General features: G+C 70.5%; 23 protein-coding genes. 9 read left to right on the forward strand and 14 right to left on the reverse strand.

The window, feature by feature from the left end; translation table 11 throughout:
- Positions 1-126: 126 nt before the first annotated feature.
- Positions 127-3003 (forward strand): aminomethyl-transferring glycine dehydrogenase, encoded by a 2877-nt coding sequence (gene gcvP, locus ACRSBM_RS07920; protein WP_434441232.1) that lies wholly within the window; start codon positions 127-129, stop codon positions 3001-3003.
- A gap of 10 nt (positions 3004-3013) precedes the next feature.
- Here gcvP and ACRSBM_RS07925 read toward each other — a convergent pair whose 3' ends face one another.
- From ACRSBM_RS07925 to ACRSBM_RS07940, 4 genes are read right to left on the reverse strand one after another with little or no spacing between them, the layout of a single operon-like run.
- Positions 3014-3196: a hypothetical protein gene (locus ACRSBM_RS07925; RefSeq protein WP_434441235.1), complete on the reverse strand. Its 183-nt coding sequence runs from the start codon at positions 3194-3196 to the stop codon at positions 3014-3016.
- Positions 3197-3208: 12 nt separating this feature from the next.
- The gene (locus ACRSBM_RS07930) at positions 3209-3814 is read right to left on the reverse strand and encodes a class I SAM-dependent methyltransferase (protein ID WP_434441238.1); all 606 of its coding nucleotides are present in this window, start codon (positions 3812-3814) and stop codon (positions 3209-3211) included.
- Positions 3815-3839: 25 nt separating this feature from the next.
- The gene (locus tag ACRSBM_RS07935; protein WP_434441241.1) at positions 3840-4499 is read right to left on the reverse strand and encodes a maleylpyruvate isomerase family mycothiol-dependent enzyme; all 660 of its coding nucleotides are present in this window, start codon (positions 4497-4499) and stop codon (positions 3840-3842) included.
- Positions 4500-4501: 2 nt separating this feature from the next.
- Positions 4502-4879: a DUF3224 domain-containing protein gene (locus ACRSBM_RS07940; RefSeq protein WP_434441244.1), complete on the reverse strand. Its 378-nt coding sequence runs from the start codon at positions 4877-4879 to the stop codon at positions 4502-4504.
- A 49-nt stretch (positions 4880-4928) separates the two neighbouring features.
- Here ACRSBM_RS07940 and ACRSBM_RS07945 point away from each other — a divergent pair, with 49 nt between their 5' ends.
- Together ACRSBM_RS07945 and ACRSBM_RS07950 are read left to right on the forward strand one after the other, a co-directional pair.
- Positions 4929-5900, forward strand: a complete 972-nt coding sequence (locus ACRSBM_RS07945) for a helix-turn-helix transcriptional regulator (protein WP_434441247.1) — start codon at positions 4929-4931, stop codon at positions 5898-5900.
- On the forward strand, positions 5888-6700 hold the full coding sequence (locus ACRSBM_RS07950; RefSeq protein WP_434441249.1) for an aldo/keto reductase: 813 nt from the start codon (positions 5888-5890) through the stop codon (positions 6698-6700). The genes ACRSBM_RS07945 and ACRSBM_RS07950 overlap by 13 nt, the downstream gene beginning before the upstream one ends.
- Before the next feature lie 33 nt (positions 6701-6733).
- Here ACRSBM_RS07950 and ACRSBM_RS07955 read toward each other — a convergent pair whose 3' ends face one another.
- Positions 6734-8440, reverse strand: coding sequence for a substrate-binding domain-containing protein (locus ACRSBM_RS07955; protein WP_434441252.1), 1707 nt, complete (start codon positions 8438-8440; stop codon positions 6734-6736).
- A gap of 62 nt (positions 8441-8502) precedes the next feature.
- Entirely contained in the window at positions 8503-9318 is an 816-nt protein-coding gene (locus ACRSBM_RS07960) for a 3-methyladenine DNA glycosylase (protein WP_434453010.1), read from the reverse strand.
- Positions 9319-9394: 76 nt separating this feature from the next.
- Here ACRSBM_RS07960 and ACRSBM_RS07965 point away from each other — a divergent pair, with 76 nt between their 5' ends.
- Positions 9395-9832 (forward strand): iron chaperone, encoded by a 438-nt coding sequence (locus ACRSBM_RS07965; protein ID WP_434441255.1) that lies wholly within the window; start codon positions 9395-9397, stop codon positions 9830-9832.
- Here ACRSBM_RS07965 and ACRSBM_RS07970 read toward each other — a convergent pair.
- Positions 9829-10074, reverse strand: a complete 246-nt coding sequence (locus ACRSBM_RS07970; protein WP_084401880.1) for a hypothetical protein — start codon at positions 10072-10074, stop codon at positions 9829-9831. The genes ACRSBM_RS07965 and ACRSBM_RS07970 overlap by 4 nt on opposite strands.
- 84 nt (positions 10075-10158) lie before the next feature.
- On the opposite strand from ACRSBM_RS07970, the gene ACRSBM_RS07975 reads away from it, so the two are divergent.
- The gene (locus ACRSBM_RS07975) at positions 10159-10773 is read left to right on the forward strand and encodes an SDR family NAD(P)-dependent oxidoreductase (RefSeq protein WP_434441257.1); all 615 of its coding nucleotides are present in this window, start codon (positions 10159-10161) and stop codon (positions 10771-10773) included.
- On the opposite strand, the gene ACRSBM_RS07980 is transcribed toward ACRSBM_RS07975, so the two are convergent.
- From ACRSBM_RS07980 to ACRSBM_RS08000, 5 genes are all read right to left on the reverse strand, one after another.
- A complete protein-coding gene (locus tag ACRSBM_RS07980) occupies positions 10759-11259 on the reverse strand; it encodes a GNAT family N-acetyltransferase (RefSeq protein ID WP_434441260.1) in 501 nt (166 codons plus the stop codon). The two genes, ACRSBM_RS07975 and ACRSBM_RS07980, sit on opposite strands and share 15 nt — an antisense overlap.
- Positions 11252-11848, reverse strand: a complete 597-nt coding sequence (locus ACRSBM_RS07985) for a dihydrofolate reductase family protein (RefSeq protein ID WP_434441262.1) — start codon at positions 11846-11848, stop codon at positions 11252-11254. Before ACRSBM_RS07985 ends, ACRSBM_RS07980 begins: the two co-directional genes overlap by 8 nt.
- Before the next feature lie 162 nt (positions 11849-12010).
- Positions 12011-13036, reverse strand: a complete 1026-nt coding sequence (locus tag ACRSBM_RS07990; protein ID WP_434441265.1) for a hemolysin family protein — start codon at positions 13034-13036, stop codon at positions 12011-12013.
- Positions 13033-14340, reverse strand: a complete 1308-nt coding sequence (locus ACRSBM_RS07995; RefSeq protein ID WP_434441268.1) for a hemolysin family protein — start codon at positions 14338-14340, stop codon at positions 13033-13035. Before ACRSBM_RS07995 ends, ACRSBM_RS07990 begins: the two co-directional genes overlap by 4 nt.
- Before the next feature lie 108 nt (positions 14341-14448).
- Positions 14449-15465: a LacI family DNA-binding transcriptional regulator gene (locus ACRSBM_RS08000; protein ID WP_434441270.1), complete on the reverse strand. Its 1017-nt coding sequence runs from the start codon at positions 15463-15465 to the stop codon at positions 14449-14451.
- Positions 15466-15587: 122 nt separating this feature from the next.
- Between ACRSBM_RS08000 and ACRSBM_RS08005 the strand changes: the two genes are divergently transcribed.
- From ACRSBM_RS08005 to ACRSBM_RS08015, 3 genes are read left to right on the forward strand one after another with little or no spacing between them, the layout of a single operon-like run.
- Positions 15588-16730 (forward strand): Gfo/Idh/MocA family protein, encoded by a 1143-nt coding sequence (locus tag ACRSBM_RS08005; RefSeq protein WP_434441273.1) that lies wholly within the window; start codon positions 15588-15590, stop codon positions 16728-16730.
- The gene (locus tag ACRSBM_RS08010; RefSeq protein ID WP_434441276.1) at positions 16723-17745 is read left to right on the forward strand and encodes a dihydrodipicolinate synthase family protein; all 1023 of its coding nucleotides are present in this window, start codon (positions 16723-16725) and stop codon (positions 17743-17745) included. The genes ACRSBM_RS08005 and ACRSBM_RS08010 overlap by 8 nt, the downstream gene beginning before the upstream one ends.
- Positions 17727-18533, forward strand: a complete 807-nt coding sequence (locus ACRSBM_RS08015; RefSeq protein ID WP_434441278.1) for a sugar phosphate isomerase/epimerase family protein — start codon at positions 17727-17729, stop codon at positions 18531-18533. Before ACRSBM_RS08010 ends, ACRSBM_RS08015 begins: the two co-directional genes overlap by 19 nt.
- Positions 18534-18647: 114 nt before the next feature.
- On the opposite strand, the gene ACRSBM_RS08020 is transcribed toward ACRSBM_RS08015, so the two are convergent.
- Entirely contained in the window at positions 18648-19682 is a 1035-nt protein-coding gene (locus ACRSBM_RS08020) for a serine hydrolase (protein ID WP_434441281.1), read from the reverse strand.
- Positions 19683-19781: 99 nt separating this feature from the next.
- Here ACRSBM_RS08020 and ACRSBM_RS08025 point away from each other — a divergent pair, with 99 nt between their 5' ends.
- Positions 19782-20465 carry an SDR family oxidoreductase gene (locus ACRSBM_RS08025; RefSeq protein WP_434453011.1) on the forward strand — a complete coding sequence of 228 codons (684 nt, stop codon included), beginning with the start codon at positions 19782-19784 and terminating at the stop codon, positions 20463-20465.
- On the opposite strand, the gene ACRSBM_RS08030 is transcribed toward ACRSBM_RS08025, so the two are convergent.
- Positions 20456-21259 carry an alpha/beta fold hydrolase gene (locus ACRSBM_RS08030; RefSeq protein WP_434441284.1) on the reverse strand — a complete coding sequence of 268 codons (804 nt, stop codon included), beginning with the start codon at positions 21257-21259 and terminating at the stop codon, positions 20456-20458. The genes ACRSBM_RS08025 and ACRSBM_RS08030 overlap by 10 nt on opposite strands.
- Positions 21260-21269 lie beyond the last annotated feature (10 nt).

The raw sequence follows: 21269 nt of genomic DNA on the forward strand, positions 1-21269 counted from the left end.
CCCGACATCGGGTACGGACAGAGCGGGGAGGGCACCAGGACACGTGTGCCCGCAGCCCCCCGGAGGCGTTTGATGACGCAGGACTCTGTTAGTACCGACCCCCAGCAGGGGGCCCACCCCCTCCGGATGCCGCTCGCCGCTCTCGAGCACGGCACCCCGTTCGCCGACCGCCACGTCGGCCCGCGCCCCGCCGAGCTCGCGCGCATCCTCGACGTCATCGGCGTCGGTTCGCTCGAGGAGCTGGCGCAGCACGCGGTGCCTTCGTCGATCCACGAGCGCGACCTCGTGCTGGACCTGCCCGCCCCGGCCACCGAGACCGAGGCGCTCGCGGAACTGCGTGAGCTCGCGTCGCAGAACCGCCCGATGACGCAGATGATCGGTCTCGGCTACTACGACACCGTGACGCCGGGCGTGATCCTGCGCAACGTCCTGGAGTCGCCCGCCTGGTACACCGCGTACACGCCGTACCAGCCGGAGATCTCGCAGGGCCGTCTTGAGGCGCTGCTGAACTTCCAGACGATGGTCGGCGACCTGACGGGCCTGCCGGTCGCGAACGCGTCCATGCTGGACGAGTCGACCGCCGCGGCCGAGGCGATGACGCTGGTGCGCCGGGCCGGCCGCGCGAAGTCGAACAAGTTCGTCATCGACGCCGACACGCTGCCGCAGACGCTGGCCGTGATCGAGACGCGCGCCGAGCCGCTGGGCATCGAGATCGTCGTCGCCGACCTGTCGCAGGGCATCGAGGGCCTCGGCCTCGGCGGCGACTTCTTCGGCGTCCTGCTGTCCTACCCCGGCGCGTCCGGTGTGGTGCGCGACCAGGCCGCGTTGATCGAGGAGATCCACGCCGCGGGCGCCCAGGCCGTCGTCGCCGCCGACCTGCTCGCGCTGACGCTGCTGCGCGCGCCGGGCGAGATCGGCGCGGACGTCGTCATCGGCACCACCCAGCGCTTCGGCGTGCCGATCGGCTTCGGTGGCCCGCACGCCGGCTACATGGCCGTCCGGTCCGGCCTGGAGCGTCAGCTGCCCGGCCGCCTCGTCGGTGTCTCCGTCGACGCCGACGGCTCGCTGGCCTACCGCCTCGCGCTGCAGACGCGCGAGCAGCACATCCGCCGCGAGAAGGCCACGTCGAACATCTGCACCGCGCAGGTGCTGCTGGCCGTGATCGCCTCGATGTACGCCGTCTACCACGGTCCCGAGGGTCTGCGCGCCATCGCGACCCGCGTGCACCGCCTGGCCACCGTGCTCGCCACGGGCCTGTGCGAGGCCGGTCTGGACGTCGTGCACGGCGAGTTCTTCGACACCGTCGAGGTCCGCGTTCCCGGTGAGGCCGCCGCGGTCGTCGAGAAGGCCCGTGCCGCCGGCATCAACCTGCGCAAGGTCGACGAGGACGTCGTCGCCATCGCCTGCGACGAGAAGACCACGCGCGCGCACGTCGTCGCCGTGTGGCAGGCCTTCGGTGTCACCGGGGCCGATGTGGACGCGATCGACGCCGACACCGCGGACGGCATCCCGGCCGACCTGCGCCGCACGTCCGACTACCTGACCCACCCGGTCTTCCACGCGCACCGCTCGGAGACCGCGCTGCTGCGCTACCTGCGCGCGTTGTCCGACAAGGACGTCGCCCTGGACCGCAGCATGATCCCGCTCGGCTCCTGCACGATGAAGCTGAACGCCACCGCGGAGATGGAGTCCATCACGTGGCCGGAGTTCTCGACGCTGCACCCGTTCGCTCCCGCCGAGGACGCTGCCGGTCTGCTGCGCATCGTCTCTGATCTCGAGGCCTGGCTGGCCGAGGTCACCGGGTACGACGCGGTGTCGTTGCAGCCCAACGCCGGTTCGCAGGGTGAGTTCGCCGGTCTGCTGGCGATCCGCGCCTACCACCGCGCGAACGGCAACGCCGACCGCGACGTCTGCCTGATCCCGTCGTCCGCCCACGGCACCAACGCCGCGTCCGCCGTCATGGCCGGCATGCGCGTCGTCGTCGTGAAGTGCGACGACAAGGGCAACATCGACATGGGCCACCTGCGTTCCACGGTCGCCGAGCACGCGGACGACCTCGCCGCGATCATGATCACCTACCCGTCGACCCACGGCGTGTACGAGGACACCGTCCGCGAGGTCTGCGGCCTGGTCCACGACGCGGGCGGCCAGGTGTACGTCGACGGCGCGAACCTCAACGCTCTCATCGGCCTGGCGCGGTACGGCAAGTTCGGCTCGGACGTCTCGCACCTGAACCTGCACAAGACGTTCTGCATCCCGCACGGCGGCGGTGGCCCCGGCGTCGGCCCGATCGGCGTCCGCTCGCACCTCGCCCCGTTCCTGCCGAACCACCCGCTGCAGCCCACCGCCGGTCCCGCCACGGGCGTCGGCCCGATCAGCGCCGCCCCGTGGGGTTCCGCGTCGATCCTGCCGATCTCGTGGGCGTACGTGCGGATGATGGGCGGCGACGGCCTGCGCCGCGCCACCCTGACGGCCGTGGCCGCCGCGAACTACGTGGCGCGCAGGCTGGACGAGCACTACCCGGTCCTCTACACCGGCGAGGGCGGCTTCGTGGCCCACGAGTGCATCCTCGACCTGCGCCCGATCACCAAGGCCACCGGCGTGACGGTGGACGACGTGGCCAAGCGGCTCGCCGACTACGGCCTGCACGCCCCGACGATGTCGTTCCCGGTCGCCGGCACCCTGATGGTCGAGCCGACCGAGTCCGAGGACCTGGCCGAGATCGACAGGTTCATCGACGCCATGATCGCCATCAAGCGCGAGATCGACCGCGTCGGCGCCGGCGAGTGGCCCGTCGAGGACAACCCGCTGCGCAACGCGCCGCACACCGCGGCCTGCGTGACCGTCGGCGAGTGGAACCACCCGTACACCCGCGAGGAGGCCGTGTACCCGGCCGGTACCGGTGCTCCGAAGATCTGGCCGCCGGTCCGCCGGATCGACGGCGCGAAGGGCGACCGCAACCTGGTCTGCTCCTGCCCGCCGCTCGAGGCGTACAGCAGCTGATCGAGGGTTTTCAGGCCCCGACGGGACAGGCGTCGTCGCCGCAGTTCTCGTCGGGGCTCAGGCCCGGCTTCGCGAGGTCGTGCTCGAACGCGAAGTGGAAGCACTCGGGGTGCATCCGCTCGAACAACTCGAAGTCCTCGGTCTCCAGCTCGACCGTCTCACCGCAACGCTGGCAGGTCTGTTCCTCTGACACGGCCAGATGGTCTCACCCGCGGCGCGCGAACAGCACCGCGCCGTCCTCGCCCAGCAGCCACCGCGCCTCCACGGTGAAGCCCGCGTCACGCAGCCACCCCGCGACCCGGTCCGGCGGCCGCAGGTGCACGTTCACCCTCATCGGATGCCCGCCGTAGCCCTGCGTCTTGAGGTTCGTGCGGTCGCCGGCGTGAAAACCCAGCTGCAGCAAGCCGTCCGGCCGCAGCGCCTGGTGGAAGTGGCCGAACACCAGGGGGACGAGCTGGTCGGGCACGTGGATCAACGACCACCAGGCGAGGATTCCGCCGACCTCGTGGCCGAGCGGCTCCGTCATCGACCCCACCTCGAACCGCAGCCCGGGGTGGTTCTCCCGCGCCAGCGCGATCATCGCGGGGGACAGGTCGATCCCGAACGCGTCCACGCCGAGCCCGTTCAGGAGCGCCGTGACGGTTCCGGGCCCGCAGCCGACGTCCGCGACGGGTCCGCGCACCTCCTCCGCGAACAGCCGCAGCGCGGCCCGCAGGTGCGGCAGGCCGTCGAGCAACCCACGCGTGTAGTCGGCGTAGCTGACCGCCACCGTGTCGTAGGAGTCGCGCGTGTCCGCCAGCCAGTCGCCCACGCCAGGGAAAGTTACACCCTGCAGATCACTCGCTGAACGGTTCCGCCCGGTGCCGCCCGAACAAGGCCAGCGAGGAGATCCACACGTCCGGATCGCCGTCCCAGTCGAGCGCCTTGATTTGGTCCGCCGACCGCCGCCCGCCGATCGCCCGCATCAGCTCGAACGACGTGGTCCGCAGCGTCCCGGCGGGCTCGCCGTGCCCGAGCACGCGGTCGCCGTGCTCCAGCGTGATCCGCAACGCCGGCACGTCGTTCTCCCGCATCCGCTGGTCGAGCTGCTGCAACGGCCGCACCAGCGCCGCCCGGACCTCGACGCCGTCGCGGCCTCCCGGAGCCCCGAGCGCCGCGCGGAGGTCGTGCTCGTGCGCGATCACCTCGGTCACCAGCACCGGCCCCATCGGTGTGTCGAACAGCGGCCGGGCCAGCTCCAGGTTCGCGTCCCACTCGGCGAACGAGTCCGCCAGCGTGTTGTCGCGGCGGTCCCGCACCTGCCGTTCGCCCCACTCGCCGGACTCGACACCGTCGAACCGGCGGTCCGCGAAGTCGCGCAGACCGCCGGCGAGGTGCGCCACCACGTCCTTGACCGACCAGCCGGGCGTCGCCGCCACGGGCGTGAGCGGGTCACGGCCCTCGACCAGCGAGGCGATCCGCTCCTTGGCCGCGTCGTAGATCGGGGCGTTGGTCATGGTCAGACCTCGTACTCCAGGGTGTAGGTGCCGCTGCCATCCTGCGCCCAGTCGACCGTCGCCGCACCTCGCGCGTTCAGGTACTTCCCGGTGCCGTCGACGATCTCGATCTCGGCTTCCACCGCGGACCGGTAGGCGCCGACGTGCCGCAGCACCAGCGTGCCCCCGTCGGCGGTGATCTCCTCCAGCGCGGTCGTCCACGCCACGTCGTCGCCGTAGTACATGAGGTACCGGCAGTTCCCGGTGCCGCTGACGTCGCCCGTGTAGGAGAACCGCACGTGCGCCTCGGTCAGCTTGCGTCCCTCGACCTCCTGGTACGACCGGCCGTCCCAGGTGTTCTCGTCCCAGCTCTGCACCGCGATGGTTCCTGTTGCCTTCATGCGGACCACTCTGCTGGCTATTCCTGACAGTTCGTGTCAGGTTTGTGGCATGAAGTCGAGCCGGCTGATGCAGGTGTTGCTGCTCCTCCAGTCGAGGGGCCGGATGACGGCGGACGAGCTGGCCGCCGAACTGGAGGTCTCGCCGCGTACGATCTACCGCGACGTCGAGTCGCTGAGCGCCGCCGGCATCCCCGTCTACGCCGACCGCGGCCCCGCCGGCGGCTACCGGCTCGTCGACGGCTACCGCACCCGCCTGACCGGCCTCACCACCGACGAGGCCCAGTCGCTGTTCCTCGCGGGGCTCCCCGGCCCGGCCGAAGCGCTGGGGCTGAAGGAGTTCGCGGCCGCCGCCCAGCTCAAGCTCCTCGCCGCGCTGCCGACCGAACTGCGCGCGCGGGCCGAGCAGATTCGGCAGCGGTTTCACCTCGACACCCCGACGTGGTTCCGCGGCGACGAACCCACCGAGCACCTCGCCACGATCGCCGACGCCGTCTGGGAGCAGCGTCGCGTGCGGATGACCTACCAGCGCTGGGGTGCGCAGACCGTGGAGCGCGAGGTCGACCCGTACGGGCTCGTGCTGAAGGCCGGCACCTGGTACTTCGTCGGCAGCGGCCGCACCTACCGCGTCTCCCGCGTGCTGGCGCTCCAGACCACCCAGGAGACCTTCGAACGCCCGCAGGACTTCGACCTCGCGCGGTTCTGGGCGGAGTGGTCCGAGCGGTTCGAGGCCCGCATGTACGGCGTGCGCGTCACGGTCCGCATGAACCGGGCGGGTCTCGACAAGTCGCAGTACCTGCTCAGCGGGTACCAGGCGCGCGTCATCAGGGACGCGGCACCGCAACCGGGCCAGGAGTTCGGCTTCCCCACCGAGTCGGCCCGGCACGCCGTCGCTGACCTGCTCAAATTCGGCGCGGACGTGGAAGTGCTGGCGCCGGACGAGGTACGCCGCGACATCGTTGACGCCATCAAGGCGATGCAGGACCTCTACAACGATGCGAAGCTACCCGCATGGTTCCGCTGATCTCGTTGAACAACGGAGTACGGATCCCGCAACTCGGCTTCGGCGTCTTCCAGGTGCCGGAGGAGCAGGTGGCCGGAGCGGTCACGACCGCCATCGAAGCCGGCTACCGCAGCATCGACACCGCTGCCGCCTACCGCAACGAGTCCGGCGTCGGCGACGCGATCGCCGGCGTCCCCGACCTGTTCGTCACGACCAAGCTGTGGAACTCCGACCAGGGCTACGACTCGACGCTGCGCGCGTTCGACGAGAGCATGCGCCGCCTGCGCCGCGACGTGCTCGACCTCTACCTCATCCATTGGCCCGCCCCCGAGCGCGACCTCTACGCCGAGACCTGGCGCGCCCTGGAGCAGCTCTACGCCGACGGCCGCGTCCGCGCGATCGGCGTCTCGAACTTCCACACGCGCCACCTGCGGCGCCTCTTCGACGAGTTCCCGACCACCCCGGCGGTGAACCAGATCGAGCTGCACCCGTTGCTGCAGCAGGAGGAGATGCGCAAGGTCCACGCGACCCACCGCATCGTCACCGAGGCGTGGTCGCCGCTGGCCCAGGGCGCGCTGCTGCGCGAGCCCGACCTCACCGGTCTCGCCGAGAAGTACGGCAAGACCCCGGCGCAGATCGTGCTGCGCTGGCACGTCCAGCTCGGCATCGTCGTGATCCCGAAGTCCGTCACCCCGTACCGGGTCAAGGAGAACATCGACATCTTCGACTTCGAACTGGCCCAGGACGACATGACGGTCATCGCCGAGCTCGACAACGGCACCCGCACCGGCCCGGATCCCGACCACTTCAACGCCGCCTGAGCGGACCGTCGGCGAAGGCAGGGACCCGCGTGGTCACGCCTTCGTCGACAACACCTGCCCGAGCGCGGCCTCCACGCCGTCCACGTTGTCCACCACCGACACCGACCCGCCGGTCGTCTGCGCGATGTCCGTCAGCGCCGCCTTGTCGACCTCGCCGCCGATGGCGATGAAGCTGACCGGCAGGTCCGTCCCGTGCAGCTGCTCCTTCAGCGCCGCCAGGTCGATCCCGCCGTCCGAGGCGCCGTCGGTGATCACCACGACCCGGTTGACGCGCCCGGCCACGAACCCGTCGTGGGCGGTCTCGTAGCAGGCCGCCAGCGAGGTGTAGAGCTGCGAGCCGTCCGCGGTCTTGAGGCCGTCGACGGCCCGGCGCAGCGCGTCGCGCTTCTCCGTGACCGGCCCCGTCGAGACCAGTTGCCGGTACGGCTTCGAACCGTCGAGGTCACGCGCGAACGACCACAGTCCGAACGACCCGGACACCGACCGGTCGACCTGGCCGCGCAACGCCGCCTTCACCTTGTCCAGCCGGGGTTTCATCGACGTGGAGACGTCCGCCAGTACCGTGACGACCTGGCCGCCGCGGTCGGCGGAGGCCCAGGCAGAGGAGATCTGCTGCGTGGTCGTGGCGTCGGCGGGCACGAGGTTCTCGGTCACCGGAGCCCAGGACACGCCGGGCGACGGCGACGGACGGTCCTGAGTGGACTCGACGCGCAGGCCGCCGCGCGCCAGGATCGCCTGCTGCGCGGGTTCGGTCATGAAGTCGCGGAACGCCTGCGCCGCCCGCTCTTCCGCCTCGCCGACCTCGGGACCGCCGAGGGCGAGGTACGGGAAGTCGGCCACCGGGCCCGGGCCCGCGGGGAGCACGCCCACGAGCGGCTTCGACGGCGCCTCCTTGCCCGTGTTGTGCTTGAACAGGTCCACTTCGGACACCGGCGTGACGGAGAAGCCCGCCGCGTTCACCGTCGCGCTGTCACCGAGGCGACCCAACGCGTCGCGCGTCGTCGGCGGGACCTCCGGCGGCACCGTGGCCGCGAGCTTCGTCAGCTTCGCCTTCGCGGCGTCCGAGCCGAGCGTCTCCGCCGTCACCGGGCCCGCGCCGCCGGCCAGCGCCGACTGGATCGCGAGCGCGGACGCCGTGTTCGCGGACGGGTCCGGCATCGCGACGCTGAACCGGCCCCAGTTCTGGCCGAAGCGGCTCCAGTCCGACACCTCGGGCAGATCCGACCAGCGGAAGTCCTTCAGCACCGGCGCGGCGGCCTCCGGTGCCGCGAGCAGCACCGGCGACGTGCCGACGGACTTCGGTGCCGAGCCGACGAGCTTCGCGTTCAGCGCGCTCAGCCGGTTCGCCCACAGCGTCGAGTCCGGCAGCCACGCGTGCGGCCGCCTGCCGAGCTTCGTCTCGTCCCAGGTCGTGGTCAGGCCTTCGAGCACCGCGGACGAGTCCGCGGAGGTCACTTCGATCGCGATGCAGTGGTCGTACACGACGGGCCGTGTCGCGCTGTACGCGCGTGCGACGTCCGCGACGGCTTCCGCCACACTCGGCGTCGCGGAGACGCGCAGCACCGAGTCGCCCTCGCTGCAGTCCTGGGCCAGTGCCTCGGAACGCCGGTCGAGCACTCCTCCCGCCCAGGACAGAGCGAGCCAGCCGAGGCCGATCAGCACCACGAGCACGACGATGAGCACGGGCCACCTGGCGATCCCACGCTTCACCTTCGCCCGCAGAGCGCGGTGTCGAGACATCCATCCCTCACAACTACTCAGCGGCCCCCGACGACCGCCAATCACGCTAACAGGTGACTTCGTCAGCGAAGTGAAGTCACTGCACGTATCGACTGGCACACGGTAATGAGCCGTTCTCGCAACGGTCGGGCCCGCTGGGCGAACTCCGACTGCCTCCGAACGTACTCCGCGCGTCCCTCGGCGTCCTCGATCCGCACCGGCGCGTAGCCGAGCCCGGCCAGATCGTACGGGGACGCCTGCATGTCGAGTTCGCGCACGTCAGCGGCCAGTTCGAAGCAGTCGGCGACCAGGTCCGACGGGGTCGCGGGCTCCAGCTTGTAAGCCCACTTGAACAAATCCATGTTCCCGTGCAGGCACCCCGGCTGCTCGTTCGCGACCTGGTCCTCCCGCGTGGGCTGCAGGGTGTTGCGAGGCCGCGCGGGCTGCGTGAAGAACCGGAACGCGTCGAAGTGCCCGCACTGGATCCGGCTCGCCTCGACCACGGCGTCGGTGCCGTCGCTGCCCAGGCGCAACGGCCACGCGTTGTGCCGGACCTCCTCGGGCTGCTGCCGGTAGACCATCGCCCACTCGTGCAGCCCGAAGCACCCCAGCCGAGCCGGTCTGCCGAGCGTGGCCGTGAGCAGCGCCTGGACGAACTCCAGCGTCTTCTCGCGCTGCCCCAGGAAGCTCGCGACGTCGAGCGTGACACCCTCGTCGACCCGCCGGTAGTGCGGAAACTCCAGGTACTCCGCCGCGTCCTCAAGGACGACGCCGGGCCCCGGATGCCACCGTTCGAGCCGTACGGGCCGATGGCTGTAGTACGTGAAGAGGAAATCCATGACCGGGTGCTTCTCTTTGCGAAGCTTCCGCTCCTGGTGCGGACCGGTGAACCGGCGCATGCGCGCGACGTGCGAATCGCGCAGTTCGTGCCATTCGGCTCGGGTCAGGACCTCCACGAGCGGTTACCGTACGCGCATGGTGCGGAGCAAGGCCTCGACGGTCGCCGAGTACCTCGCCGAACTGCCTGACGAGCAGCGTGCCGAGGTCAGCGCCGTGCGCGACGTCGTCCTCGCCCACCTCCCCGACGGCTACGCCGAGGGCATGATGTGGGGGATGATCACCTGGTACGTGCCGTTGGAGGTGAGCGGCCCGACGTACAACAAACAGCCGCTCAGCTACGTCGCCCTGGCCGCCCAGAAGCGCCACTACTCGGTCTACCTGACCGCGGTGAACGGCGAGGGCGAGGAGTCGTTCCGCTCCCGGTACGCGGCCACCGGCAAGAAGCTCGACATGGGCAAGTCCTGCGTGCGCTTCAAGCGCTCCTCGGACCTCGCCCTGGACGTCATCGGCGAGGAGATCGCGAGCCTGCCGGTGGACGCCTTCGTCGACTGGTACCGCAAGGTCAGGTCCTAGAGGGGCGGTACCAGCCCGGTGAACGTCCGCGCGCCGTTGCAGTGCGGGCATTCCCGGCCGTTGTCCACGGTCCGCGGCGCCCCGCCGATGATCGCCAGCGTCGGCGCCGCGATGTAGCTCGCACCCCCGCACAGGTGGCAGACGGTGCGCGGCTCGGGCGTGACGGCGAAGAGGTCGTCCGGGTCTTCCTCGTCCTCGAAGTCGTCGTCCTCGGCGAACTCGTCCTCGTCGTCCTCACTCATGCCGCCCAACCTAGTGGGTCGGCTCGGCCGCACGGGTCAGTGACTCGGGTGTCGCCTCCTCGCCGCACGCCGAGCACACGACGCGTGGCTCCAGCACGGGCGTTCGCGCGGGAGTTCGCGAAGCGCGGCGCGAAGGTCTACGCCGGCGCGCGGAACCCCGCGTCCGTCGTGGACGACGGCGTCGTCCCGGTTCGCCTGGACGTGACCGACGACGCACACGTCGAGGCGGCGGCGAAGGAGCTCGGCGACGTCTCGATCGTCATCAACAACGCCGGCGTGCTCGTGGAGGGCGGGGGCCTCGACGGCATCAGGGCGGAGTTCGACGTCAACGTCCTCGGGATCGTCCGCACGACGGACGCCTTCGCGCCGGTCCTGAAGGCCAACGGCGGCGGCGTGATCGTGAACGTGCTGAGCATCCTGTCGTTCGTCGGCCGGCCGAACTGGAGGGGTTACGCCGCGTCCAAGGCGGCGGCATGGTCGCTGACCAAGTCGACGCGGGAAGCGTTGCGGGACCAGGGAACCCGGGTCGTCGCGGTGCACTCCGGCTTCATCGACACCGACATGGCGGCAGGGCAGGACGGGCCCAAGATCACCACCGGGGACCTCGTCGCCCAGGTGCTGCGGGCGATCGAGAACGGTGACGAGGAGGTGCTCGCCGACGAGCTCACCCGTGCGGTGAAGGCCTCACTCGCCGCGTGAGCCCGGCTCCCTCAGCTCCCACACCACGTCCACCCCGGCACGGCTGCCGGCCGGGGGCACGCGCGGCGGTGTGCGGGGGCCGACCTCGGTGAACCCGAGGCGCCGCGGCACACCGCTGCTCGCGACGTTGGCCACGTCGTGCCAGATCTGGACCCTGCGCACGCCGTCCAGCGCGAACGCGAACCCGACCAGCTCCGCGGTCGCGGCGGTGGCGTGGCCGCGTCCGGTGTGCGCGGGATGAAGCCAGTAACCGATCTCCACGAGGTCGTCGGCGCGCTCCGCCGCCACCACGCCGACGATCGCGCCGTCGACGGTGATGGCGTGCGGGAACGACGTCCCGCTCCGCCAGCCCTCCGCGGCGTCGCGGAGGAACGTGGCGGCGGCCTCCGCGTCGTAGCCGTCGGCCACCCACGGCGCCCACGGCCGCAGGTGGGCGAGCGACTCCGTGACGGCCCGGAGCAGCTCCGCCGCGTCGGCGTCAGTCACTCTCCGGAGCTTCATACTTCACTTTGTAGCGCAGGTGCGTGACAGACGTGCTCTCGATTACCGACACCGGCCCCTCCAGCGCGTACCCCTTGCCGGGCGCGAAGAACGGCGTGCCTCCGCCGAGGAGCACCGGCACCAGGTCGAGGCAGATCTCGTCCACCAGACCGGCGTCGATGGCCTGCCGCGCGATCTCGCCGGAGTTCAGGCCGACACCCTTGTCGCCCGCGTGCTTCTGCGCCACGGCAACGGCTTCCTCGATGCCGCCGGTGACGAACGTGAAGTGCTCGTTGTCCTCCAACGGCCGGTGGGTGAGCACGACGGTGTGCACGCCCATCGGATGCTGGCCGGCCCAGCCGTCGGTGAAGTCGTAGAGCCTCCGTCCCACCACCAACGCGCCGGTCTCCTGGATCAGGCCGCTGTAGTACGCGGCGCTGGCCGGCGTGAGGTGCACGGTCATCGCGCCCGTCGGCACCGTGAACGCCACGTCCCCGGCCTCGTACCAGGCGAACAGCTTGTCGAAGCCGGAGAAGTCCGGACCCGAGACGTAGCCGTCGATCGAGGTGCTGGCGCCCGTGTAGACCTTGCCCATTTCGTGTGCCTCCCTGTTGTGGTCCTGCACAGGGACGTCGAACGTGGCCAGACCCGAATCGACAAGGGTCCTCCAGGCACATACCGGCGGGCGTACCGGCTCAGCCGATGGGGTCGGGCAGCCTCGTCACCTAGTGATGCTGGAGATCCGCACCGCGCCCGGCTAGACCCAGCGCACGTGCGTGCCGTCGCGCACCGTGCCGACGTACTCCTCCAACAGGTCCTCCAACGCCACGACACCGATGACGGCGCCGTCGGCGCCCACCGCGCGGGCGAGGTGCGACTGAGCCCGGCGCAACGCGGCCAGCGCCTCGTCCAGCCGGGCGTCGACGGGCACCTCGGGCAACCCGCGCACCCGCGTGCGCGGGATCAGGGTCGAGGCGCCCTCCAGGTCCAGCACGTCCTTGACGTGCAGGTACCCGATCAGCCCCTCCTCGGCGAGCACCGGGAAGCGGGAGAACCCGGTCGTCGTGACGGCGGCCTCGATCTCACCCACGGTCGGCGACGCGGACACCGTCGTCAGCCGGTCCAGCGGCACCACGACGTCCGCCACCGTGCGTGCGGCCGACGACAACGTCTGCGCCAGCCGCCGGTGCTCGGAGTCCTCCAGCAAACCCTCGGACCGGGACTGGCCGATCAGCAACGCGAGCTCGTCCGGCGTGTACGCGGACTCCAGCTCGTCGACCGGCTCCACCCCGAACCGCCGCAGCACCCACCGGCCCACGGCGGTGAACAGCGCCAGCACCGGCGCGATCATCCGCGAGAACCCGTAGTGCACCGGCACCAGCCACACCGCGGCCCGCTCGGGACCGGCGATGGCGAGGTTCTTCGGCACCATCTCACCGAGGATTGTGTGCAGCGCGACCACGATGATCAACGCGACCGCGAACGCCACACCGTGCACCACGGCCGCCGGCAACCCGACGGCGCCGAGGGGCCCCTCCAGCGCGGAAGCCAGCGCGGGCTCGGCGATCGCACCCAGCCCCAGCGAGCACAGCGTGATGCCCAGCTGCGCGCCCGCGATCAGCAACGGCAGCTGCTGCGACGCCTTGATCGCGGTACGGGCTCGGCTGGAACCCTTGTCGGCCAGCGCTTCCAGCCGGTCCCGGCGCGCGGTGATCACCGCGAACTCGGCGCCGACGAAGAAGGCGTTGCCCGCCAGCAACAACGCGATGACGAGGAAGTTCACGACGACACCACCCGCAGCTCGGCCACGCGATGCTTGTCCATCCGCATCACGGTCACCCGCCACCCGCCGACGCGGATCTCGTCACCGACGTCCGGGATCCGCCCGAGCCGCGACAGCACCAGGCCGGCCAGCGTCTCGTAGTCACCTTCCGGCATCTGGAACCCGGTCGCCTCGGCCACCTCGTCGTCCCGCAGCAGCCCCGAGACCAGCCAGCTGCCCTTGCCGAGCGACCGCACCGGCGGCGGCTCGCCGCGGTCGTGCTCGTCGCGCACGTCGCCGACGATCTCCTCGACGACGTCCTCCAGCGTCACCATGCCCGCCGTGCCGCCGTACTCGTCCACGACCAGCGCCGACTGCAGCCCGGAGGCCCGCAGCCGGTCCAGCAGCGCGTCGCCCTCCAGCGTCTCCGGCACCGAGTGGACCGGCCGGGTCACCGCCGACAGCGGAGTCGACCCGCGCAGGGCGGAGGGCACGGCGAACGCCTGCTTGACGTGCACCATGCCGCTCACCTCGTCCAGCGACCCGTTGTGCACCGGGAACCGCGAGAAGCCGGTCTTGCGCGCCTTCAGCACCAGGTCCGCCACCGTCGCGTCGGCCCGCAGCGCCTCGATCCGCACGCGTGGCGTCATCAGCTCGCCGGCCGTCCGGTCGCCGAAGCGCAACGAGCGGTCCAGCAGCGCCGCGGTGCTCTGGTCGAGCGTGCCGTGCTCGGCCGAGCTGCGTACCAGCGCGCCCAGCTCCTCCGGTGACCGCGCGGACGCGAGCTCCTCGACCGGCTCGACGCCGAGGCGCCGGACCAGCCAGTTCGCCGCGTTGTTCATCGCGTGGATCAGCCAGCGGAAGACCGTGGAGAACCCCGCCTGCAACCCGACCACGCCGCGCGCGGTCTCGAGCGGCTTCGCGATCGCCAGGTTCTTCGGCACCAGCTCGCCGAACACCATCGACAACGCCGTCGCGATCGCCAGCGCCAGTGCCAGCGACAACCAGTCCGCCACGGCGCCGGGCACGCCCAGCCCGGTCAGGCCGGGCTCGATCAGGTTCGCCATCGCGGGCTCCGCGATGTAACCGGTGATCAGCGTGGTCAGCGTGATGGCGAGCTGCGCGCCGGAGAGCTGGAACGACAGGGTGCGATGGGCACGGTCGATGGTGCGCGCCTTCGTGTCACCGACCTCGGCGACGTGGCGTTCGACGGTGCTGCGTTCCAGCGCGGTCAGCGAGAACTCCGCCGCCACCGCGATGAACGTGCCGGCGGTCAGCGCCACGACGGCGACCAGACCGAGCACGCTGAGCAGGGTTCCGGTCACCTGCGCGCTCCAGTGCGGCACGGGACCGGGTTGGTATGCCAGTCAGGGCCAGACCCCATGGGGACGGCTCAACTCCTCGTGACTTGGTACGTGAACAGCCAGACGAGTCTAATTGTGGGCAGTCGAGGCCCGCAGCACCACCTCGCCCGCCACCCGGACGGTGCGGGCCTCGTCACCACCCGCGTCCAGCACGAGACCTGCGGCGATCTCGCCCATCTCCTCGAGCGGCAGCCGCACGGTCGACAGCGCCGGAACCGTGTCGCGCAGCGTCGGGATGTCGTCGAACCCGGCGATCGACATGTCCTCGGGCACCCGCACGCCGCGTTCGCGCAGCGCCGCCATCGCGCCCATCGCCATCACGTCGGTGACGGCGAACACGCAGGTGACGCGCGATTTCGACGCCAGCAGCCCCATGGCCGCCTCGTACCCGCCGTCACGGGTGAAAGCGCCGTTGATCACCACGGGCGGGGCGATCCCCGCGTCGGCGAGTCCCGCCTTGAACCCGGCGAGCCGGTCACGGGCCACCACGAGTTCCGCGGGACCACCCAATACGGCGAACTTCTTGTGTCCCAGCTCCGCCAGCGCACGGGCCAGCGCCCGCCCACCGGCCCGGTTGCCGGGGACGACCGTGTCGGTGCCGAGCTTCGCCTGCGACACGCACGCGACCCGCCCGCCCTGCTCGGTGAACGCGTCGATCTCCGCCGCCAGCCGCGACTGCGCCGCACGGTCCGTGGTCCGCGACCCGGCCAGCACCACCGCACGCGCCCGATGCGCGCGCAGGGTGGAAAGCAGCTCCGCCTCACGCTCCGGACGGCGCCCGGTGGTGCCGAGTACGACGACGAGCCCGGCTTCCTCGGCGACCCGCGTCACACCCGCCGCGATGCACGAGAAGTACGGGTCGGTGATGTCGTGGACCACCAGCCCGACCAGCGAGCTGGAGTTGCGGGCCAGCGCCTGCGCCGAGGCGTTCGGCACATAACCGACCTCTTCCGCGGTGCGCAGGACGCGTTCGCTGAGCTCCTCGCTCACCTGCCGCGTACTGCCGTTGAGCACGCGAGAAGCCGTCGCCAGCGACACACCCGCCTGCTTCGCCACCTCGGCGAGCGTCACCTGTCGGGCGGACACGACCACCTCCGTCAACCTGCATGTGAGCGCTGAGACTAGCTCGCGGGGAGGTTGACGGCCGCGAAGTCCCGCGATTAGCGTGATGGGAAAGCGCTTTCCAGCGCTGCTACCAGGGAGGTGCGATGGCGGAACGGATCATCGGGATCGCGGTCAACGGGGTCACCGGACGGATGGGATATCGCCAGCACCTGGTCCGGTCCCTGCTCCCGTTGCGCGACGAAGGCGTGCGGCTGCAGGACGGAACCGTGCTGAAGGTGGAGCCGGTCCTCGTGGGCCGCAACGGCGACAAGCTCAAGGAGATCGCCGAGCGCCACGACCTCGCGCGCTGGACGACGGACCTCGACGCGGCGCTGTCGGACCCGTCGGTCGAGCTCTACTTCGACTCGCAGGTCACGTCGCGGCACGTCGCGTCGATCACCAAGGCGATCGAGGCCGGCAAGCACGTCTACACCGAGAAGCCGGTCTCCGACACGGTCGAGGAGGCGCTGCAGCTCGCCCGCCTGGCCGACGCCCGTGGCGTGAAGCACGGTGTCGTCGCGGACAAGCTGTACCTGCCCGGCATCCGCAAGCTCAAGCGGCTGATCGACGGCGGCTTCTTCGGCCGGATCCTCAGCGTGCGCGGCGAGTTCGGCTACTGGGTCTTCGAGGGCGACTGGCAGCCCGCGCAGCGCCCGAGCTGGAACTACCGCGCGGAGGACGGCGGCGGCATCGTCTCGGACATGTTCTGCCACTGGAGCTACCTGCTCCACGACTTGTTCGGCCGGGTCGAGGCCGTCACCGCGAAGGCCGTCACGCACATCCCGACCCGCTGGGACGAGCAGGACAACGCCTACGAGGCCACCGCCGACGACGCCGCGTACGGGATCTTCGAGATCGAGAACGGCGTCATCGCCCAGATCAACTCGTCCTGGTGCGTGCGCGTGCGCCGCGACGAGCTCGTCGAGTTCCAAGTGGACGGCACCGAGGGCAGTGCGGTCGCCGGGCTGCGCGAGTGCTTCGTGCAACCGCGCGCCGCCACGCCGAAGCCGGTCTGGAACCCGGACCTCCCGGTCACGGACCCGTTCCGCGACCAGTGGCAGCAGGTGCCGGACAACGAGGAGTTCGACAACGGCTTCAAGGTGCAGTGGGCGGAGTTCCTGCGGCACGTCTACGAGGGCAGGCCGTTCCCGCACGACTTCCGCGCCGGGGCACGCGGTGTCGCGCTCGCCGCCGCCGGTCTGCAGTCCTCTTCGGAGGGTCGCCGGGTGGAGATCGACAGTGTCTGAGCACCGGATCGTGTTCGCCGCGGCACATGTCGTGGCGAAGGACGAGCGCACGGTCGACTGGGACGCGACCCTGGCGTTCCGGCACCACCTGTGGTCGCACGGGCTCGGCGTCGCGGAGGCGATGGACACCGCGCAACGCGGCATGGGCCTCGACTGGCCGACCGCCGCCGAGCTCGTCCGCCGCAGCGCCGCCGAGAAGGCCGGGCGGATCTGCGCGGGCGTCGCGACCGACCAGCTCCAGGGCGAGGCCGGGCTCGACGACGTGCTGCAGGCCTACCTCGAACAGCTCGATGTCGTGCAGGAGGCCGGCGCCCAGCCCGTGCTGATGTGTTCACGTCAGCTCGCCGCCGCGGCCAGAGGACCTGAGGACTACGAGAAGGTCTACGGCACGTTGCTCGACCGCGTGAGCGAACCGGTGGTCCTGCACTGGCTCGGCACGGCGTTCGACCCGGCGCTGGAGGGCTACTGGGGTGCCGCGGACGTTCCCCAGGCCACCCGGAACTTCCTGGAGATCATCGCATCGCGGCCGGACAAGGTCGACGGCGTGAAGGTGTCGCTGCTCGACGCCGGCCACGAGATCGGGCTGCGGCGCGCGCTGCCGTCCGGCGTGCGCTGCTACACCGGCGACGACTTCAACTACCCGGACCTGATCGCGGGCGACGAGGAGGGCTACAGCCACGCGTTGCTCGGCATCTTCGACCCGATCGCGCCGGTGGCCGCTCGCGCACTGGCCAAGCTGGCCGAGGGCGACACCGCCGAGTTCCACCGCATCATGGCGCCCACGGTTCCGTTGTCACGCCACCTGTTCAGCGCGCCGACCTACTACTACAAGACCGGCGTCGTATTTCTCGCGTGGCTTGCCGGGCACCAGGAGAACTTCCTCTTGCTCGACGGCCTGGAAACAGCGCGCAGCGTCGAGCACCTCGCCGAGGCGAAGCGGCTCGCGGAGATCGCCGGCGTCATCGAACCGGAGTTCGCGGAACGGAGGTGGCGCCAATGGCTCGCCTCTCGCTGAACCAGGCCACGATCAAACGGGCGACGGTCGCCGAAGCCGTCGAAGGCTGTGTACGGCACGGGATCGAGGCGATCGGCCTGTGGCGGGAACCGGTCGCGGACCACGGCCTGGAGCGCACCGCGAAGCTCGTCGCGGACGCCGGACTGCGCGTGTCCTCGTTGTGCCGCGGAGGGTTCCTCACGGCCGTGGACAACCGGAGCGCGATGGACGACAACCGCCGCGCGATCGACGAGGCGGCGGCATTGCGAACCGACACGCTGGTCATGGTCGTCGGGGGAGTGCCCGGCGACAAGGACCTCGTCGGCGCACGTCAACGCGTCGCGGACGCCATCGCCGAGCTGTCGTCGTACGCGGCGGAGGCAGGCGTCGTCCTGGCGCTCGAACCGATGCATCCGGTGTTCTGCGCGGATCGCGGCGTGCTGTCGACGCTGGCGCAGGCGCTGGACCTCGCCGAACGGCACGAGTCGGTCGGCGTCGTCGTCGACGCGCTGCACGTGTGGTGGGACCCCGACCTGGACGCGCAGATCGTCCGCGCCGGCCCGCACATCGCGTCGTACCAGGTGTGCGACTGGCTCACGCCGGTGCCCGCCGACGTGTTGCTGGGCCGCGGTTATCCGGGTGACGGCGACATCGATCTGAACCGCCTGACCAGGCACGTCGCCGCCACCGGGTATTCGGGGGACGTCGAGGTGGAGATCTTCAACGCCGGGATCTGGGCGGCGGACTTCGACGAGGTGATCGAGGAGGTGAAGCGCAGGTACCACGACATTGTGGAACCGGCGCTCTGACACCCACGCGGGAAGCCGGTCGTCGACGGCGGCGACGACCGACCCCGGCGTGAATACCTATATATCCGAAAACCCGCGCTCTTTGGTCCAGATTTCAGCGGAATCTCAGAAAAATCAGCCGCCGTTGAAGAACCTGTAGACCTTTTCCCGGTGCCTCGGGCGGGTGGTCGTGATCTTGATGACCGCGTCGAACATCGACCGCCCGAGCTCCGCGCGGGCCGCGACGGCCGGGTGCGTGGCGCTGAAGTCCTGGTCGTTCACCGTCTTGTCCCCGGCGAACTCGCCCGACGCGAACAGCGAGTAGATCAGGATCGCGCGGTTGTCCTCGCTGAACATGATCCCGGCCTCGTTGCGGCCGTCGGAGAACCAGCCGGCCTTCGTGGCGACGCGCAGGCGCTCGTTCGTCGTGAGGTTCAGCCGCACGCCGTCGGTGAAGCTCGCCGTCGCGCGCAGGATGTTCAGCAGGTACGCGGTGGACGCGGCGGACAGCAGCTGGCCGTCGACCAGCTTCTGCAGCAGCGTGTGCGTCTCGCGCGCCGTCGTGGTGCCGAGGAAGAACCGGTTCGGGTTCGCCACCGGGACGACCTGGGTGTGCACGAAGCCTTTGGACCGCAGGATCTCGTTGAGCTCCAGCGCGGGTACGACCAGGCCGCACAGGCGGACCGCGGTGTTGTCCGAGACGGTGAGCAGGTTCGCGAGCGCGTGACCGACCGTGACCTCGCTCGGGTACGCGCCGTCGAGCGCGAAGATGCCGTCCGTGTCCTGGATGACGATGGCGGACGACACCGTGACCGTCTGGTCGAGCCTGACGAGCCCGCGGTCCACCTTGTCCAGCAGGGCGACGGCGACCGCCACCTTGTTGACGCTGTAGGCCTCGACCACCTTGTCGGCGTTCTCGTCGACGGCGGACTTCGTCGCTCCGTCGAGGTCGGCGACCGTGATCAACGACGACCAGCCACCCCGAGCCCGGCGGGTCTGCCGTTTGTAGATCTGGGCCACGCGCTTGCGCGAGCGGTCGGCCGTCGTCGGAAAGCGTTCGATCTCGGCCTCCGCGTCATCCTGGGCTTGTGCGGCACCGTCGGAACCGAGCACGGCCGTCGCGGCCGCGACGGTACCCAGCCCGAACACGGACCTGCGGTTCAAAGTCATGCGCGACATCCAAGCAGGCAGCACTGACAAGTCTCTGACGTTTCACTCTTCGGATCATCCGGCCCGGCGGAGTTCCGGTGTCCCGCACTAGGGTCGCAGATCATGGAACACGTCTTCGTGGTGACCGGCGCTTCCCGCGGTATCGGCGCAGCGACCGCCTCACTGGCCGCCGATGCGGGATATCGCGTGGTCAGGGCCTCACGCTCGGCCGAGGAATCTGTCGGGGATCGCGGCTGGGACGCCCAATGCGACGTTTCCTCGTGGAATTCCGTGCAGGATCTCATGTCCCGTGTGGAATCACGCTGGGGTCGTATCGACGTGGTCTTCGCGAACGCCGGAGTGTCGGTCGACACGTCGTTCGTTTCCGACGCGGGAGCGCAGCCTTCGGAATGGACCGACATGGTCGTCACGAACGTGTGCGGACCGGCGTTCACCGCGCGCGCCGCCATGCCGGCGCTGCTCCGGTCCGGCGGTCACCTGGTGCTGACCGGCTCCGCCGCCGGCCGCGGAGTCCGTCCCGGCAACCTGTACTCGGCCACCAAGTGGGCGATCACCGGTCTGGCACAGGCGATCCGCGCCGAGGCGGTCGGCACCGGCGTCAGGGTGACCGTGGTCCAGCCCGGCCTCGTGGACACCGACGCGATTCCGCCGTCGCGTGTGGACGACCCGAAGCTGGAGCCGGAAGACGTTGGCCGCGCGGTGCTCTACGCCGTGTCGCAGCCGTCCACTGTGGATGTGAACGAGATCCTGATCAGGCCGACCGGCCAGGCGGCTCACCGCTGAGCGAGGAACTCGAGCAGCAGCCGGTTGACCTCGTCCGGCCGCTCCAGGTACCCGACGTGCCCGCACCCGGCCACCTCGGCGTACCGCGCGCCGGGGATCACGTCCGCCACCTCGCGGGACAGCCGCGGCGGCAGGACGAGGTCGTCGGCGAACCCGACCACCATCGTCGGCACGGCGATGGCCCGGTACGCCTCCAGCCGCGTCTCGTACTCGGCCAGGCCGAGCTGGACGCGTTCGCCGGGGCCGAACGAGGAACCGGCGAACTCGTACATCTGCAGCCAGTCGCGGGCGACCATCTCCTCCGCCAGCGTCGCCTGCGACACGTTCCGGATCACCGACGCCACCGCGTAGAACTCCGCCGGCACCTCGACGCCCTTGTCGTACAGGTCGCAGAGGGCCTTCGACCAGGCCTGCTGCACGGGTTCGGGACGTCCGGAGGTCGCCATCAGCACCGCCGACCGCACCAGCGACGGGTGGGCCAGCGCCAGTTCCTGGGTGATGCGGGCGCCCAGCGACGTGCCGATCACGTGCGCCGGGCCGCCCAGGTGGGAGATCAGCGCGGCGGTGTCGGCGACCATGTCGTCGAGCGTGAACCCGTCCCCGCACACCGACGACGGCCTGATGCCGCGGTTGTCGAAGTACGCGATGCGGTAACCGGCCTCGACCAGCGCGGGCACCTGGTAGGTGCGCCAGACCCGGCCGGGACTGCCGGTGCCCATGACGAGCACGACGAGGTCGCCGGACCCCTCGGTCTGGACGTTCAGGTCGATGCTGTTGAGCTGGACGAGGGCCATGCGCGAGATC

The sequence above is a fragment of the Lentzea xerophila genome, assembly GCF_051094245.1.
Lineage (GTDB): Bacteria > Actinomycetota > Actinomycetes > Mycobacteriales > Pseudonocardiaceae > Lentzea > Lentzea xerophila.